This window comes from Gemmatimonadaceae bacterium, from assembly GCA_036504815.1.
GTDB lineage: Bacteria > Gemmatimonadota > Gemmatimonadetes > Gemmatimonadales > Gemmatimonadaceae > PNKL01.
In genome coordinates this window covers 352,789-368,568 of the sequence record DASXUN010000012.1, presented here as the reverse complement: position 1 = coordinate 368,568, position 15,780 = coordinate 352,789, and the positions used below count along the sequence as shown (strand labels likewise).

The following is a 15,780-nucleotide window of genomic DNA, read 5'->3' as shown; positions in this document are numbered from 1 at the left end:
TGGAGCGCGCCGCCGGTGTGGGCTAGATGCCCTTTTCGTCGAGGAGCTTCATGAACTCCGACGGCTGCGAGAGCGCGAGGAGGCGATCCGGCAGATCGGGCTCCTTCGAGAACTGCGCGATCTTCCCGAGCACGGGCAGATACTGATTGGAGACTTCCAGCGGCGGCGCCACGATCAGGAAGAAGAAGTGGACCGGCTGGCCATCCATCGCCTTGAAGTCGATGCCTTCCTTCTTGCGGCCAAAGGCGACGCGGAGCTTGCTGACCACGAGCGAACGGCAGTGGGGAATGGCGATGCCGCGGCCTATGCCGGTGGAGCCGAGGTTCTCCCGGCGCTTGAGCATCTTGAAGAGCATCTGCTCGTTCTTTTCATCGAGCCCGAGCAGGCCAATGAGCTCCTTCAAGACGTCGTCCTTGGTAGAGCCGGCCAGGTTCAGTTGGACGGCATCTTCGGAAAAGAATTCACGCAGTTCCATGCAGTTCCCCGCAACACAGGATTTGACTTGTTGAGCCGAAGTTAGCGCCGGGGCCAAGTGAAGTCAAATCAAGTTGTTGCACGGACTTGGCCTTCCAATTAGGTTGATCTGGATGCCCCATTTTCCCTTTCAGGTTTCTTCGGACGTCCCTGTCTTCCTGGCGCCGATGGCGGGGGTGTCGGAATCGCCATTCCGACGCCTTTGCCGCCGCTTTGGCGCAGATGTGGTCGTTACGGAGTTCCTGTCGGCGGAGGGAATCCGCCGGGAGAACGAGGCGACCCTTGGCAAGCTGAAGTTCGGGGCGGACGAGCGGCCGATCGGGGTGCAGATCTTCGGGGCGGAGCCGGACGCGATGGGTGCAGCGGCCCGGGTGGTGACCGAACTGTTCGACCCGGACTACATCGACATCAACTTCGGCTGCCCGGTGAAGAAGGTCGTGCGCCGCAACGGCGGTTCGGGTTGCCTGCGCGATCTCGACCTGGTGCAGGCGGTCATCCGGGCCGTCGCGGCGAGCACCCATCTGCCGGTGACGGTGAAGATCCGCAGCGGCTGGAACGAGGACATGCGCGATCCCGTGGGCATCGCGCTGCGGTGCCAGGATGCCGGGGCGCGCATGTTGGCGCTGCACGCGCGGACTCGCACCCAGATGTATTCCGGCGCCGCCAACTGGGACGAGATTGCGCGGGTCGTGGAGGCGCTCGACATCCCGGTGCTCGGCAACGGTGACATCAAGACGTCGGCGGACGCGCTGCGCATGTGGCAGCACACCGGATGCGCGGGCGTGATGATCGGCCGCGGCGCCTTCGGCCAGCCGTGGATCTTCCGTGAGGCGCGCGCGCTCATCGACGGCACGCCGGTGCCGGCGGCGCCGGATGTGCCGGGCCGGTTCGAGGCGGCGCTGGAGCACGCGCGAATGGTGCAGGAGTATGAGCACGATCCGGTCGGGGCGGCGATCGAGTTTCGCAAGCACCTGGGCTGGTATGTACGCGGGCTGCACAATTCGGCGGCGCTGCGGAAGCAGCTGCATGCGGTGGAGTCGTTCGACGAAGTCGAGGGGATCTTCCGCGACTATCTCGAGAACGACTGGGCGCATCGCGACGACCGGGGCGGTGGGAGCATCGTGCCGGACCCCGACTCGATTGTGGAGCCGGCCGCATGATGCGCGATCGCGTGCGCTCCCTGCTGGCAGACGTGGCCGCCGGTCGGCGCACGGTGGAGGATGCACTCGCGCAGCTGGACGCGGCGCCAATCGAAGACTTGTCGTTCGCGCAGATTGACCATCATCGCGCGCTGCGCCAGGGCTACCCCGAAGTGGTCTTCGGCGAGGGGAAGTCGGGGGAGCAGGCGCTGCAGGTCTGTGCGCGGCTCGCGGCGCAGGGGGACGGATTTCTGGTGACGCGCGCTGATGCGGCCATGCGCGCCGCGCTGTCGCAGGCATACCCGCTCGCCGAAATCGACGCGCTCGCCCGCACCGTGCTGCTGCGGCGCGAGGGAGCGCCGGCGCCCGTCGAGCGGGGGGCGCTGGTCGTGACGGCCGGGACGGGCGATCTCCCCGTGGCGCAGGAGTGCATTGTCGCGCTCCGCGCCTTCGGACATGCCGCACGGCGGGTGGCGGACGTGGGGGTGGCGGGGATCCATCGCGTGCTCGCGCAGCAGGAGAACCTGCGCGCGGCCCGCGTGATCGTCGTGGTCGCTGGCATGGATGGCGCGCTGCCGTCGGTGGTCGGCGGCATGGTGCGCGTGCCGGTGATCGCCGTGCCGACGAGCGTCGGGTACGGCGCCAGCTTCGGTGGGCTCGCGGCCCTGCTGACGATGCTCAACTCGTGCGCGGCGGGCGTCGTCGTGTGCAACATCGACAACGGCTTTGGCGCCGCCGTGGCCGCCGCGCGCATTCTCGAGCTGGGGAGCTGAGCGGTGGGCGCCGCGTTCGCGCTCCTGGTCATCGGCCTGGCGATCGGTGCCGTCGCCGGCCGCTGGTGGGGATCGCGGCGCGAGGTGAGCAGCCCCCCGCCGCGCGTGTCGGGACCGGTGCGTCCGACGCTCAACCCCATGCAAGTGCTGCGCGGTGAGGACCTGGCGGCGCTGGCGGAGCGCGACGCCCGCGAACTGGCGGCCGAGTTGCGCCCGTATCTCGAGGATGTGGCCCGCCAGCACGGGGCATCGGAAGTTTCCCTTTGGCGGCAGTTCGGCCTGGAGTCTTCGGCGCTCGACATCGTGGCGTGGACGGGCGCTGGCGATCCGCCGCCGGGCGCCACGTGGGGCACGGCGCCCGAGCGGGCGCTCGTCGCCTGGTCGGCCGCGGAGCAAATGGTGGGCTTCGAGCGGCGCGACGGCGAGCCGCGCATTGCCATCTGTCCGGTGCGCTACGCCTCGGGCGAGCCGATGGGGGCCATCGTGCTGTCCACCGCCGAGCGGTTAACGACGGCCCGCGACACGCTGCGCGACTGGCTGCCGCGGCACGCGGCGCAGGTGGGGCGCCTCGCGAGCCTCTTCTCGACGCGCAACGAGGTGGCACGGCAGAGCCGCTTCACGCGGGCGCTGCTGCGCATTGCGCGCGACCTGCAGCGCACGCACGAACCGGAGATGCTGGAACGATCGCTCTGCGACTACGCGGTGGAGGTCACCGGGGGCGAGTTCGCCGTATTGCTGCGCTGGGACGCGGAGGCGCGAAGCGGCCGCGTGGCGGCGTCGAGCGACCGCGCGCCGGCGACGATGCGCGACTCGGCGGTGACGGCGGGGTCGATGGCCGGCGCGGCCTGCATCGAAGGGACCGCGGCTTTCTGGGAAGATGCCCGCTTTCTCGCCGAGCGCGGCGGGCTGTTGCGCGATGATGACGGCGGCATCGTGGCGGGGTCCATGGCCGTGCTGCCGATGCTGCGCGGGTCGCACACGATCGGGGCGCTGCTGGTCGGCGCATCGCGCCCCGGCGTGCTGCGCGCGCTCGAGATTCGCAACGGGAGCGTGCTGTCGGCGCTGGCCGTGAATGCGCTGGAGGCATCGTGGGAACTGGCCGATGCCAGCCGGCGGTCGCGCACCGATGCGCTCACGGGGTTGTGGAACCGGAGGCACTTCGACGAGCAGCTCGAGCGCGTGCTGGCGGAAACCGACCGTTTCGGCGGGTCGTGCGCGCTGGTGATCGGTGACATCGATTTCTTCAAGCAGGTCAACGACACCTACGGGCATGAGGCCGGCGATGCGGTGCTGCGCGCGGTGTCCAAGGTGATGCACGACGGGGTGCGAACGGTCGACGTCTGCGCCCGCATTGGCGGCGAGGAACTCGCCCTGATCCTGCCGCAGACGTCGGCGGAAGGCGCGGCGGAGCTGGCCGAACGCCTGCGGCAACGCATCGAGGCGATGGCCGTGGAGCAGGGCGGGGTCACCATTCGCGTGACGCTGAGCATGGGCGTCGCCGTCTACCGTGCCGGCGGCGAGGGGCGAGCGACGATCTTCAAGACCGCGGATCAGCGGCTGTACACGGCGAAGCATCGCGGCCGGAACCAGGTCGTCGCGGGACTGACTTAGGACATGGAACTCGGAGCGGGATCGTGGACCACGATTACGGACCATGACCCGCGATGAACGTCAAGTCGCCAGTCGTGATCCTAAGTCGTTATCCTGCATCCGAATCCGGATTCCCAATCCTCAACCGTTGGGAATGCCGCTATATTACCAAGGTTAGTCGGGGGCGACCTGGTTTCGATTGTGTAGGTGGCTCTGTGGCTGCGTGCCGAGGTCCTCGGGTTCCTCGTAAAACCGCCTGGGAAACGTTAACTGCGAACAACAACTTCGCTCTTGCTGCGTAAAGCTTAGGCTTTACCCCAGCAGTGCCTGGTGGGAAGCCCTCCCGGGGCGGCTCGTCAGGTATCGCAAATCCGGGATAGCGCGGCCGTACGTCCTCGACGGCATCGCGAAACTCTAGAGGGCTCATCCGTCGGTCGGGCGCTCACCACCCAGCCGCCGGAAACATCAATCGGTGAGCTACGCACGTAGACGCTGTGGATGATCCTGTGCAAGACGAGGGTTCGACTCCCTCCGCCTCCACTGTGGTACCGGGGAACAGACCGCGAGAGGGCGCCCAACCGGGCGCCCTCTCGCGGTTTCGTGTGGCGGCGCCGATGCCTGGCCTATTCGGCCACGATGAAATCCATACCCTGCCTCGCAATCACAACGGTCTGTGCGGCGCGATCCTCGACGATGACCTCGATGGCAGAGCGGACGTACATCCAGACGATGAGCATCATTGCCTCGTGCGGGGCCCCGTCGCATTTTTTGCGCCGTCGCATTCGATGTCGAGCGAGCTCTCGATGCCTGCGATGACTCTCATCCGTCCAACCGAAATGCGGCCGCACCGCGACGAACCGCGCGGTGGCGAAGCGGCGACCACCCAGGGACTGCGGCAATGACCCGACAAGCACTCAAGGACCAGGTCTTCCTTCGCATGGCGTGTGAGCTGAGCCGACTTGGCACTTGTTGCCGCCTGCAGGTGGGCGCGGTGCTGCTGCGCCCGGACGGTGGCGTGGCCTCGGCCGGATTCAACGGCGCGCTGCCGGGCATGCCACACTGCACGCCGGACAACTGCCGGCCGGGCCAGCGATGCCTCCACACCAGCCACGCCGAGGAAAATGCGCTCGGCTTCTGCGACGGTCACGTGGCCGTGGCGTACGTCACGCACGAGCCCTGCCTGGCCTGCACGCGCGCCCTCGTGCGGCGCGGCGTGCGCCGGGTGGTGTTCCAGCACCCGTACGTGAGCATCGCGCCGCAGGAAGCCGAAGAACGCGCCTCCATCCTCACCCACTACAGCGTGCAGTGGGAGCAATTGAACCTGGCGTGAGTGGCGCGCCGACCGCCGTTCAGCGACGGTTGCCGAACCCCGAGTGATATCGCTCGATCTTCCGCACGTAGTCGAGCGTCTCGCGATACCGCCAGCGCGGCACCTTGGGCGCGACCTGTTCGATGTGCGTCCACTGCTCGGCGCTGCCGACCTCGGTCAGCGCGCGGCTCTGGGCGCGCTTGATGGTTCCCTCGCCGGCGTTATAGCTGCCGAACATGAAGGCCGGCCGCTCCGGCTCGCTGATGGTGCGGCTCCAGAGCTTCCAGAGGTAGCGATCGTGCATGATGCCGGCCGCGATGTTCCACTCGGGGTCATTGATCGCCCCAAACTCGGCGCGCCGCGAGGCGATGCCCGCGTACGTCGAGGGCATCAGCTGCATGATCCCGCGCGCGCCGACGAAGCTCGTGGCATTCGGGTCGAGTCCGCTCTCGGCCATTCCCTGCGCCTTGAAGAGGCGCCAGTCAAACCCGGGGCCGAAGAAGCGCTTGCTGTAGCGGCGAAACGTGTCGTCGAAGCGGCTCGCGTTCCGGTCGGCCAGGCGCCGCGCGGCCGCGCTGTTCCGCGGCGGGTCCGGCGCGGGCACGCCGTTCGGCGGCGGGTCCTGCGTGGGCGCGGAGCGGGGGAACGCCAGCGCAAGGGCCATGCCGGGGAGCATCACGCGAACGAAGCGACGTGCCTCGGTGCGCGCATGTCGCCACGCCATCCGAGCGCGGCCGATCGGGGCGGGCATGGCGGCGCTAGTTCAGCGCGTTGCCGATGATCAACGCGATGGACATGAAGATCGAGGCGACAACGATGGCCACCGCGACGTTTCCCTTGCTCAACTCGGCGGGAAAGTTGACTTCGGGCGTCAGGCGATCAATGACGCGGTAGCTCACGAACATGAGCACGACGCCGGCGACGGCATACAGCAGGTTGAGCGCGATGATGTCGAGTTGCACGCGATGTTCCCTCGGGTGAGGTGCTACGGAGAAGCTACGGTCACCGGCCCGGCGCGGAAGTGTGCGCTATGGCACACGCACAAAGTGCCGTTCGACCTCGGCCACCGAGACGTCGAGCTGGATCGGCGACGATCCGGAGGCGGGCGTGAACCGCACCCGACCGGCGGTTTCCTGGAAGGTGAACTCGCCATTGGCCGCCGTCACGAGCGGCATCGTGTCGGGCCGGTCGAAAATGCTCAGGCCGAGCCGGCCGTTGACGAAGATCACGCGACAGCTTTCGCCGTCGGCCGTGCGATAGGTGCCGGCATAGGCGCGCAACCGTGCGGGCGGCACCCGGCGGAGATCGCTCGCGATGCCGGCGCGCGGCGGCGTCGCTGGCTCGTCGGGGAGCGCGCGCATCCAGATGTTGCGGAAACGGACCGGGTTGCTGTGGTCCTGCAGCACGAGCGGGAGCTTGTCGGGGTGCGGCGCATAGCGCGCATGGCGCAGCCAGGCCGTGCCGCCCCACAGTTGCACATTGTCCTGCACGAGCACGCCATTGTGGAAGACGGTCAGGCGCGCCCGTCGCGTCAGTGCGCCCGCGGCATTCCACCGCGGCCCGCGAAAGACGATGTCATAAGACTGCCACGCGCCCGGCGGCCGGGAGGCGTTCACGAGCGGGGGATACTGGCCATACACGGCGGCGGCCTGCCCATCGGCATAGGTCGTGTTCTCGTACGAGTCGAGGATCTGCACCTCGTACAGCCCCATGATGATCACGCCGCTGTTGCCGCGGCCCTGACCGCGTCCCTTCACCGGGGTGGGCGCGGCCCATTCGACGTGCAGTTGCATGTCGCCGAGCGGTGCCGCGGTCTGGATGGCGCCGGTCCCCGGCGCCGCTTCCATGTAGCCGTCGCGCACCACCCAGCGCGCCGCCTCTGCGCCCTTGTTGCCGCGCCATGCGGCGAGCGAGGTGCCGTCGAAGAGCACCACGGCATCGCTGGGCGGCGCGCCGGGTTCGGCCGCCGACGACACCACGGGCGGGCGCGGACGGCTCAGGTCATGCTGACGCCAGGGTGTGTCCTGGGCGGCGGCCAGCGCGGGGACGGCGAGCAGCGCCGCGAGCGAGACAATCAGTGTGGGACGCATACCGGATCGGATGAGGATGACAGAATCTATGCCGTTGCAAGGACGGCGGCGGCACCGCAACGTTCTCGGGCGTTGCTTCGTTCTGTTTGGTCACCCGCCGTCAGAGTCTCCATACCGAGGTGCCTGCATGCCGCGAATCCCCCGATCGTTGCCCCTGGTCCTGGCGCTGACCAGCGCCGTGTTCCTGACCGGCGGCGTCGGCCAACGCCCGCTCGAGGCTCGCCCAAGTGGCGCGTCTGCCAGCGCCGTTGACGGACTCCCCGATTCGTCGCTGCTCGCGGCGCTCAAGTGGCGCAACGTCGGGCCCGATCGCGGCGGCCGGTCGATCGCGGTGAGCGGCGTGAAGGGGCGTCCCAAGGAGGCCTACTTCGGCGCGGTCGGCGGCGGACTGTGGAAGACCTCCGACGGCGGCGACACGTGGGCGCCGGTGACGGACGGACAGGTCCGTTCGGCGTCGGTGGGCGCCGTGGCCGTCTCGGAGTCGAACCCCGACCTGGTGTTCATCGGGATGGGCGAGACCTGCATTCGCGGCAACATCATGGCCGGCGACGGCGTCTACAAGTCCACCGATGCGGGGAAGACGTGGACGCACGTGGGGTTCGAGCGCTCGGAGAACATCGCCAAGATTCGCATCCATCCCACCAACCCGGACATCATCTGGGTGGCCGCCTTCGGCAAGCACTCGGCGCCGAACGCGGAACGCGGGGTGTTCAAGAGCACCGATGGCGGTCGGACGTGGCGCCGGGTGCTCTTCCGCAATGACTCCACCGCCGCGATCGACCTGACCGTCGACCGCACGAACCCCAACGTGCTGTACGCGGCGCTGTGGGAGGCGTACCGCAAGGAATACACGATGTCGTCGGGCGGCACGGGGAGCGGACTGTTCAAGAGCACCGATGGCGGCGAGACGTGGACGGAGATCACGCGCAATCCTGGCCTGCCGGCGGGGCTGATTGGCCGCAGTGGCGTGGCGGTGTCGCCGGCGAACCCGAACCGGGTGTACGCGCTGGTGGAGAATGCGAAGGGCGGATTGTTCAAGTCGGATGACGCGGGGGCGACGTGGTCCCTCACGACCGACAACCGCAATGTGCGCCAGCGCGCGTTCTATTACACGCATGTGACGGCCGACCCGAAGAATGCGGACGCCGTGTACATGCTGAACACGAGCGCGTTCCGGTCGACGGATCAGGGCAAGACGATGACGTCGGTGGGCAGCGGGACGCACGGCGACTTCCATGACCTGTGGGTCGATCCCGATGATCCGCAGCACCTCGTGATTGGCAACGACGGTGGCGGTGCGGTGTCGATGAACGGCGGCCAGCGGTGGAGCGAGGAGGACTACCCGACCGAGCAGTTCTATCGCATCGCCACGACGGCGCACATCCCGTATCACCTGTGCGGCTCGCAACAGGACAACACGACGTTGTGCATTCCGTTCAACTGGAACCTCGGCCCAGCGCGCGGCCGGCAGATCGAGGGGCTGCCGGAGGGACGCGCGCCGCAGCTCTGGTACACGGCGGGCGGCGGTGAGCCCGGCTACATGGCGCCCGACCCGAAGAATCCGGACATCTACTTTGCCGGCACCAACAACGGCGGATTCCTCGACAAGTACGACCGGCGCCTGGGGCAGGGGCGAGAGGTCAATCCGTATCCGTGGATGTACTCCGGCGAACCGTCGCGCGAGATCCGCGAGCGCTGGCAGTGGACGTACCCGGTGATCTTCTCGCCGGCCAATCCGAACCTGCTGTACGTCTCGTCGCAGCGCGTCTGGATGACGCCGGATGGCGGCAAGACGTGGAAGGCGATCAGCGGTGACCTGACGCGCCACGATCCGAAGACGATGGGGCCGTCCGGCGGTCCGATCACGGGCGACATGAACGGCCCGGAGGTCTACGCGGTGATCTTCGCGCTCGGCCCGGGCAAGAAGAACACGAACGTGCTCTGGGCCGGTTCGGACGACGGGTTGGTGCACGTGACGCGCGACGGCGGCGTGACATGGACGAACGTGACGCCCCGGGAGATGCCGGCGTTCGGGCGCGTGAGCATGATCGACGCGTCGGCGTTCAACGACGGGGCCGCGTATGTCTCGGTGCGGCGGCCGCTGATGGACGACAAGGCGCCGTACATCTTCCGCACGGCGGACTACGGCAAGACGTGGACGAAGATCGTCGCCGGCATTCGGGCCGATGACTATGTGCACACGGTGCGCGAGGATCCGAGGCGTCGCGGGCTGCTCTATGCCGCGGCGCAGCACGGGGTGTACGTGTCCCATGACGAGGGCGCGCACTGGAGCTCCCTGCGGCTCAACATGCCCGACGCGCCGGTCTCCGACCTGCTCGTCAAGGAGAACGAGCTGGTGGTCGCCACGCACGGCCGCGGCTTCTGGGTGCTCGACAACGCGTCGGCGCTGCGGCAGGTGACGCCGGCGATTGCGGCGGCGGCGGAGCCGTATCTGTTCGCGCCGGCGGTGGCGTACCGGTCGGCGACCGGCGCGGTCATCAACTACTGGCTCAAGACGCCGGCGAAGTCGGTGGTCATCGATGTGCTGGACGCGAAAGGGAACGTCATCCGCAGTTTCACCCCCGACACGGCGGCGGTCGCGCCGGCGGCGGGGGGTGGACGCCGCTTCGCCGTCAGCGCGCCGCCGCCGAAGACTGCCGGGCTGCACCGGTTCACGTGGGACCTGAACTCTGCAGGGGCCACGACCTTCCCGGGGATGATCCTGTGGGGCGCGACCACCGCCGGACCGGCGGCGCCGCCGGCGACATACACCGTGCGGCTCAACGTGGACGGCCACACGCAGAACCAGCCGCTCACGGTGAAGCGCAATCCGTGGAACAACGAGGCGACGGATGCGGACCTGCAGGCGCAGTTCGACCTTGCGATCCGCATCCGCGACAAGGTGAGCGAGGCGAACCAGGCCGTCATCGATATTCGCAACGTGAGGGCGCAGGTGGCCGACCGGCTGACGCGCGCGAGCGATGACGCGTTGCAGGGAGCCGGCAGTCGGCTCACGTCGAACGCGGCCGACGTCGAGGACGACATCTATCAGGTGCAGAACCAGAGCGGCCAGGATCCCCTGAACTTCCCGATCAAGATCAACAACCGGCTGGCCTCGCTGCTGCGGGCGGTCAGCACGGGTGACGGGCGACCCACGTCGAACATTCCGGAGATCCTTAACATCCAGTCGGGTCAGCTGAAGGTGCAGACCGACCGGCTGGCGCAGGTGTGGAAGACGGACCTTGTGGCGTTCAACAAGGAGGCGGCGCGTCTCAAGCTGCCGCCCGTGGATCCGAAGTGCGCGAAGGCGGCGGGGTGCGCGGTGCAGCCCTAACGCGTGGCCACGGCGAAACACGACGGGCTCCCGGCATCGCGCCGGGAGCCCGTCGTGCAATGCTGCGTTGAACGATGCCGAGGCTCAGCCGACGAGATCGGCGTCCAGCGTCATCGGCACCGCCGCGAGCGCGCGCGACACAATGCAGCCCGTCTTCGTCTCTTCCGCCACCTTCTTGAACTCCTCGGCCGAGAGGCCGGGGACGATGCCGCGCGTGGTGAGCGCAATCTTCGTGATGGCGAAGCCGGCCTCCGTCTTGTCGGCGGTCACGACGGCGGTCGTCGTGACGTTCGTGACGGGCTTGCCGCGCTGCGCGAGCGTGTTGGAGAGCGCCATCGAGAAGCAGGCCGCGTGCGCGGCGCCGAGCAGTTCCTCGGGGTTCGTGTCCTTGCTCCCTTCAAAACGGCTGATGAACGAGTAGGGCCCGCTGAATGCGCCGCTTCCGACCGCCATCGTCCCCTTGCCGGACTTGAGGTCGCCGAACCACTGCGCTTCTGCCTTGCGATCCATATGAAGAGATCTCCTGATCGTGATGTGAGTGCCGGTGCCTACAAAACTAACGCTTCAGTCGCGGCGTGCGTGCCCGTCCGGCATCCTATCGCTTCGGGCGCGGCGTGCTACGTTATCTGGCGTGTTCCGGGGGGGCCGTGCCGTACAGGGCCTCCGACCCTCGCCACCCGGAGGAGACATGCGAGAGGCAAGTGCCGCCCTGACGGTCCGCATCGCTACCGACGCGGATCTCGACGACATCCGCCGGCTGAATCACCAGACGTTCGTAACCGAGATTCCCCAACATGCCCCCCGTCAGGACGGCCGCCTCGTCGACCGTTTTGAGGGGGTCTCGACTTTCTTCGTGGTCCGCGATGGCGACAAGCTGGCGGGAATGCTGGCCCTGCGCGACGAGCGCCCGTTCTCGCTCGACGCCAAGCTGCCGGATCTGGACCGTTACCTGCCGGCCGGATGGAAGCCATGCGAAATCCGCCTGCTCGCGGTGGAGCCCGGCTACCGCCACGGCGTGGTGCTGCGCGCCCTTCTGATGCGCCTCGTCGAGGAGTGCGAGGTGCGCGGGCTCGACATGGCGGTCATCTCGGCGACGACGCGGCAGCTGAAACTGTACACCCATATGGGCTTCGTCCCGTTCGGGCCGCTGGTCGGCACCGAAGAGGCCGCCTTTCAGCCGATGTACGTCACGCGCGAGGCGGCGGTGGCGCATGCCGGTTCTTTCCTCGGGCTCACCTCCGACCGCAGCGCCGAGCCCGCGATGTTCCTTACGGGACCGGTGACGTTGTCGCCGGAGGTGCGCCGGCGTGTCGAGGGGCCGTTGCGCTCGCATCGCTCGCCGGAGTTCGCCGAAGACCTGGCCCAGATCCGGCGCTCGCTCTTCTCGCTGATCGGCGCACGGCACGTGGCGGTCTTCTCCGGATCGGGCACGCTGGCCAACGACGCGGTGGCGGCGCAGCTGGCGCGCGACGGTGCGCCCGCCGTGGTCTGCTCGAACGGCGAGTTTGGCGAGCGACTGGTCGATCACGCGCGGCGGCACCGCATCGAGCACGAGGCGGTGCGCGTGCCGTGGGGATCGCCGCTGCCGATGGACCGCGTAATCAAGGCCGCGCGACGCATTGGCGCCGGATGGATCTGGATGGTCCACCACGAGACGAGCACGGGCATGCTCAACGACCTCGACGCGCTCCGCGAGGCCGGTGGCGTGGTGGGGGCTAGGCTCGCGCTCGACGTGGCTTCGAGCGTGGGCTCGGTGCCCCTCACGCTGGACGGGGTGTCGTTCGCCGCAGCCGTGAGCGGCAAGGCGCTGGGCGCGGTGGCCGGGCTGTCCGTCGTCTGCTGCGACGAGCTGCCGCAGTCGGGCGAGGAGTCCATGCCGCGCTATCTCGACCTGGCGCGTTACCTCGACGGTGATGGCGTGCCGTACACGCAGTCATCGATGCTCGTGGGCGCGTTGGCCACGGCGCTCGCGACGACCGACTGGACCGCCCGGTACGCCGCGATCGTCGCGGCCGATGGCGTGCTGCGGGCGCGGATGGCGGCGAGCGGGCACGAGCCGCTCGTGTCCGGTGCCGATGCATCGCCCTCGGTGGCGACGTGGCAGGCGGGCTCGGCGCGCGACACGTCGGAACTCGCCGCGCGCATGCACAACGCCGGCTTCGCGATCAGCTGGGAGAGCGGCTACCTGCGCGCGCGACAGTGGCTGCAGACGTCGTTCATGGGCGACTTCGACACCGCCGCGGTGGCGCCGATGGCCGACAACTTGGCGCGCGTCCTGAGCCGATCGCTCTCTTCGTAGTCCGCCGCGTCGCAAAAGCACTCGGCCGGGCCGCGCGGAATGCGCGGGGCCCGGCCGAGCGACGCTCCAGGTTGCCTATTCGAGCGCGGCGTGCGCCGCCGCGAGCCGGGCAATCGGCACGCGGAACGGCGAACAGCTCACGTAATCAAGCCCCTGCTCGTGGCAGAAGGCGATGGAGCGCGGCTCCCCGCCGTGCTCGCCGCAGATGCCCACCTTGAGTTTCGCCTGCACCTTGCGCCCCTCGCGCACGGCATAGGTGATCAGCTTGCCCACACCGTCCACGTCGAGGACCTGGAACGGGTCGTTGGGGAAGACCCCGCGCTCCACGTAGAACGGCACAAATCGACCGGCGTCGTCGCGGCTGAGCCCGAGCGTCGTCTGCGTCAGGTCGTTGGTGCCGAAGGAGAAGAACTGCGCGCCGGCACCGGCGATCTCGTCGGCGGTGAGCGCGGCGCGCGGAAGCTCGATCATCGTGCCGGTGAGGAAGGGCACCTCGACGCCGGTCTCCTTGGCCACGGTGGCGGCGATGCGGTCGATGATGGCGCGCTGGTTCTCGAACTCGCGGAACGACCCCACGAGCGGCACCATCACTTCGGGGAGCACCTTCACGCCCCGCGCGGTGACGTGCGCGGCGGCCTCGAAGATCGCACGGGCCTGCATCTCCGTGATCTCGGGATACGTGATGCCCAGGCGACAGCCCCGATGCCCGAGCATCGGATTTGTCTCGCGCAGCGACTCGATGACGTGCGTCAGTTCCTGCCGGGTGACGCCGAGCGTGCGCGCCAGCAGCTTGGCCTCTTCGCCGCCGCCATGGGGAAGGAACTCGTGCAGCGGCGGATCGAGGAGGCGGATGGTGACGGGGAGACCGTCCATCGCCTCGAAAATCCCCTCGAAGTCGGCCCGCTGCATCGGCAGCAGCTTGGCCAGCGCCCGCCGCCGGCCCGCTTCGTCGTGCGCACAGATCATCTCACGCATGGACGTGATGCGATCGCCTTCGAAGAACATGTGCTCCGTGCGGCAGAGCCCGATCCCCTCAGCGCCGAACTGGCGCGCCTGACGCGCGTCATGCGGGGTATCGGCGTTGGTGCGCACCTTCAGTCGCCGCACGCCGTCGGCCCAGCCGAGGATGTCGCTGTACGCCTGGTAGACGGGCGCGCTGTCCGGCGGCAGTTCGCCGAGCATCACGCGCATCACTTCGCTTGGCTGCGTCGGCAGGTCGCCCACGTAGACGTGGCCGGAGGCGCCGTCCACCGTGAGCCACTCGCCCTCGCGCACGATCGTGTCGCCGACACTGAACTGCCGATGCACGGCGTCCACCTTGAGGGCGCCGCAGCCGACGACGGCGCACTTGCCCATCCCGCGCGCGACCACGGCCGCGTGGCTGGTCATGCCGCCGCGGGCGGTGAGCACGGCGCGGGCCGCCACGATCCCGTGGAAGTCATCGGGCGTGGTCTCGTCCCGGATCAGGATGACCTTGTCGCCCTTCTTCGCGTGCATCTCGGCGACGTCGGCGTCGAACACCGCGACGCCACTCGCGGCGCCAGGGCTCGCCGGCAGGCCGGTAGCGATGGGCGTGTGACCGCGCCCGGTGTCGATGACGGGGTGCAGCAACTGGTCGAGTTGGTTGGGCTGCACGCGGCGCACCGCTTCGCCCTGCGTGATGAGCCCCTCGCCCACCATGTCGCGCGCGATGCGGACCGCGGCGCCCACGGTGCGCTTGCCGTTGCGTGTCTGCAGCAGGAAGAGCTTGCCGCGCTCCACCGTGAACTCGAGGTCCTGCATGTCACGGAAGTGGCGCTCGAGCTTCTCCTGCACTTCCATCAGTTGCTGGTACGGACCCGGCCAGAGCCGCGCCATCTCGGAAATGGCGAGCGGGGTGCGAATGCCGGCCACGACGTCCTCGCCCTGCGCGTCCACGAGGAATTCGCCGTAGAACCGCTTCTCGCCCGTGGAGGGGTCGCGCGTGAAGGCAACGCCGGTGCCGGAGTCGGTGCCGAGGTTGCCAAAGACCATCGAGCAGATGTTGACCGCCGTTCCCGGCGCCTCGGCGATGTTGTACTGGCGCCGGTAGTCCACGGCCCGCCGGATCATCCACGAGCGCCAGACCGCCTGGATGGCACCCCACAGCTGCTCGCGCGGCTCCATCGGGAAGGGACGCCCCGTGTGCGACCGAATGAGCGCCTTGTACTCGACGACGAGCGCCTGCAGCAGTTCGACCGGGACGTCGGAGTCGTTCTTGACGTCAGACACCATGCGCTTGGCGGCGAGCAGCGATTCAAACAGGTGCGCCGACGCGCCGAGCACGACTTCGCCGTACATCTGCAGGAAGCGGCGGTAGGAATCCCAGGCGAAGCGCGGGTTGCCGCTCTCCCTGGCGAGCCCCTCGACCGTCTGGTCGTTGAGGCCGAGGTTGAGGATCGTCTCCATCATCCCAGGCATCGAGACGCGCGCGCCGCTGCGCACCGAGACGAGCAGCGGGTGTTCGACGCTGCCGAACTGGCGGCCGATCGACGCTTCGAGGCGGCTGATCGCGGCTTCGACTTCCTCCTGCAGGCCATCCGGTATCTTGCCGTCGGCCAGATAGGCGTCGCACATCGGGCACGAAATCGTGAACCCCGGAGGCACCGGGATGCCAATGTTCGTCATCTCCGCGAGGTTTGCCCCTTTCCCGCCGAGAAGATCCTTCCATTCGCGCGTCCCTTCCGCGCGGCCATCGCCAAAGAAAAAGACCTTTTGCGTCACGGGGCAGCCCCTCCAAGGGGATGGCGATCA

The 15,780-nt window shown here is 68.4% G+C and carries 12 protein-coding genes and 1 other RNA gene; 7 read left to right on the top strand and 6 right to left on the bottom strand.

What is annotated here, in order from left to right:
• Positions 1 to 22 precede the first annotated feature (22 nt).
• Positions 23 to 475, bottom strand: coding sequence for a PTS sugar transporter subunit IIA (locus VGJ96_06875; protein ID HEY3286829.1), 453 nt, complete (start codon positions 473 to 475; stop codon positions 23 to 25).
• Positions 476 to 587: 112 nt separating this feature from the next.
• Here VGJ96_06875 and dusB point away from each other — a divergent pair, with 112 nt between their 5' ends.
• The 5 genes from dusB to VGJ96_06850 all read left to right on the top strand — a co-directional run bounded on the left by dusB (position 588) and on the right by VGJ96_06850 (position 5,306).
• Positions 588 to 1,634: a tRNA dihydrouridine synthase DusB gene (gene dusB / locus VGJ96_06870; protein ID HEY3286828.1), complete on the top strand. Its 1,047-nt coding sequence runs from the start codon at positions 588 to 590 to the stop codon at positions 1,632 to 1,634.
• Positions 1,631 to 2,386, top strand: a complete 756-nt coding sequence (gene larB, locus VGJ96_06865; GenBank protein HEY3286827.1) for a nickel pincer cofactor biosynthesis protein LarB — start codon at positions 1,631 to 1,633, stop codon at positions 2,384 to 2,386. The genes dusB and larB overlap by 4 nt, the downstream gene beginning before the upstream one ends.
• Before the next feature lie 3 nt (positions 2,387 to 2,389).
• Positions 2,390 to 3,997 carry a diguanylate cyclase gene (locus VGJ96_06860; GenBank protein HEY3286826.1) on the top strand — a complete coding sequence of 536 codons (1,608 nt, stop codon included), beginning with the start codon at positions 2,390 to 2,392 and terminating at the stop codon, positions 3,995 to 3,997.
• A gap of 159 nt (positions 3,998 to 4,156) precedes the next feature.
• Positions 4,157 to 4,519, top strand: a transfer-messenger RNA (tmRNA) gene (gene ssrA / locus VGJ96_06855).
• Between the two features lie 355 nt (positions 4,520 to 4,874).
• On the top strand, positions 4,875 to 5,306 hold the full coding sequence (locus VGJ96_06850) for a hypothetical protein (GenBank protein HEY3286825.1): 432 nt from the start codon (positions 4,875 to 4,877) through the stop codon (positions 5,304 to 5,306).
• 19 nt (positions 5,307 to 5,325) lie between these two features.
• Here the strand turns inward: VGJ96_06850 and VGJ96_06845 are convergent, their stop codons facing one another.
• The 3 genes from VGJ96_06845 to VGJ96_06835 all read right to left on the bottom strand — a co-directional run bounded on the left by VGJ96_06845 (position 5,326) and on the right by VGJ96_06835 (position 7,375).
• Positions 5,326 to 6,036, bottom strand: coding sequence for a transglycosylase SLT domain-containing protein (locus tag VGJ96_06845; protein ID HEY3286824.1), 711 nt, complete (start codon positions 6,034 to 6,036; stop codon positions 5,326 to 5,328).
• Between the two features lie 7 nt (positions 6,037 to 6,043).
• Positions 6,044 to 6,247: a DUF350 domain-containing protein gene (locus VGJ96_06840; protein HEY3286823.1), complete on the bottom strand. Its 204-nt coding sequence runs from the start codon at positions 6,245 to 6,247 to the stop codon at positions 6,044 to 6,046.
• Between the two features lie 66 nt (positions 6,248 to 6,313).
• A complete protein-coding gene (locus VGJ96_06835) occupies positions 6,314 to 7,375 on the bottom strand; it encodes a DUF1080 domain-containing protein (protein ID HEY3286822.1) in 1,062 nt (353 codons plus the stop codon).
• 127 nt (positions 7,376 to 7,502) lie between these two features.
• Here VGJ96_06835 and VGJ96_06830 point away from each other — a divergent pair, with 127 nt between their 5' ends.
• The gene (locus tag VGJ96_06830; GenBank protein HEY3286821.1) at positions 7,503 to 10,709 is read left to right on the top strand and encodes a glycosyl hydrolase; all 3,207 of its coding nucleotides are present in this window, start codon (positions 7,503 to 7,505) and stop codon (positions 10,707 to 10,709) included.
• An 84-nt stretch (positions 10,710 to 10,793) separates the two neighbouring features.
• On the opposite strand, the gene VGJ96_06825 is transcribed toward VGJ96_06830, so the two are convergent.
• Positions 10,794 to 11,219, bottom strand: a complete 426-nt coding sequence (locus tag VGJ96_06825; protein HEY3286820.1) for an OsmC family peroxiredoxin — start codon at positions 11,217 to 11,219, stop codon at positions 10,794 to 10,796.
• 178 nt (positions 11,220 to 11,397) lie between these two features.
• Here VGJ96_06825 and VGJ96_06820 point away from each other — a divergent pair, with 178 nt between their 5' ends.
• Positions 11,398 to 13,008: a GNAT family N-acetyltransferase gene (locus tag VGJ96_06820; protein ID HEY3286819.1), complete on the top strand. Its 1,611-nt coding sequence runs from the start codon at positions 11,398 to 11,400 to the stop codon at positions 13,006 to 13,008.
• 75 nt (positions 13,009 to 13,083) lie between these two features.
• On the opposite strand, the gene ppdK is transcribed toward VGJ96_06820, so the two are convergent.
• On the bottom strand, positions 13,084 to 15,750 hold the full coding sequence (ppdK, locus tag VGJ96_06815; GenBank protein ID HEY3286818.1) for a pyruvate, phosphate dikinase: 2,667 nt from the start codon (positions 15,748 to 15,750) through the stop codon (positions 13,084 to 13,086).
• Between the last annotated feature and the right edge of the window lie 30 nt (positions 15,751 to 15,780).

Excerpts from the sequence above, each read along its gene's own strand:
- VGJ96_06850 (HEY3286825.1), top strand. The coding sequence starts at position 4,875 with ATGACCCGACAAGCACTCAAGGACCAGGTCTTCCTTCGCATGGCGTGT.
- VGJ96_06875 (HEY3286829.1), bottom strand. The coding sequence starts at position 475 with ATGGAACTGCGTGAATTCTTTTCCGAAGATGCCGTCCAACTGAACCTG.
- larB (HEY3286827.1), top strand. The coding sequence starts at position 1,631 with ATGATGCGCGATCGCGTGCGCTCCCTGCTGGCAGACGTGGCCGCCGGT.
- VGJ96_06835 (HEY3286822.1), bottom strand. The coding sequence starts at position 7,375 with ATGCGTCCCACACTGATTGTCTCGCTCGCGGCGCTGCTCGCCGTCCCC.
- dusB (HEY3286828.1), top strand. The coding sequence starts at position 588 with ATGCCCCATTTTCCCTTTCAGGTTTCTTCGGACGTCCCTGTCTTCCTG.
- VGJ96_06830 (HEY3286821.1), top strand. The coding sequence starts at position 7,503 with ATGCCGCGAATCCCCCGATCGTTGCCCCTGGTCCTGGCGCTGACCAGC.
- VGJ96_06825 (HEY3286820.1), bottom strand. The coding sequence starts at position 11,219 with ATGGATCGCAAGGCAGAAGCGCAGTGGTTCGGCGACCTCAAGTCCGGC.
- VGJ96_06820 (HEY3286819.1), top strand. The coding sequence starts at position 11,398 with ATGCGAGAGGCAAGTGCCGCCCTGACGGTCCGCATCGCTACCGACGCG.
- VGJ96_06845 (HEY3286824.1), bottom strand. The coding sequence starts at position 6,036 with ATGCCCGCCCCGATCGGCCGCGCTCGGATGGCGTGGCGACATGCGCGC.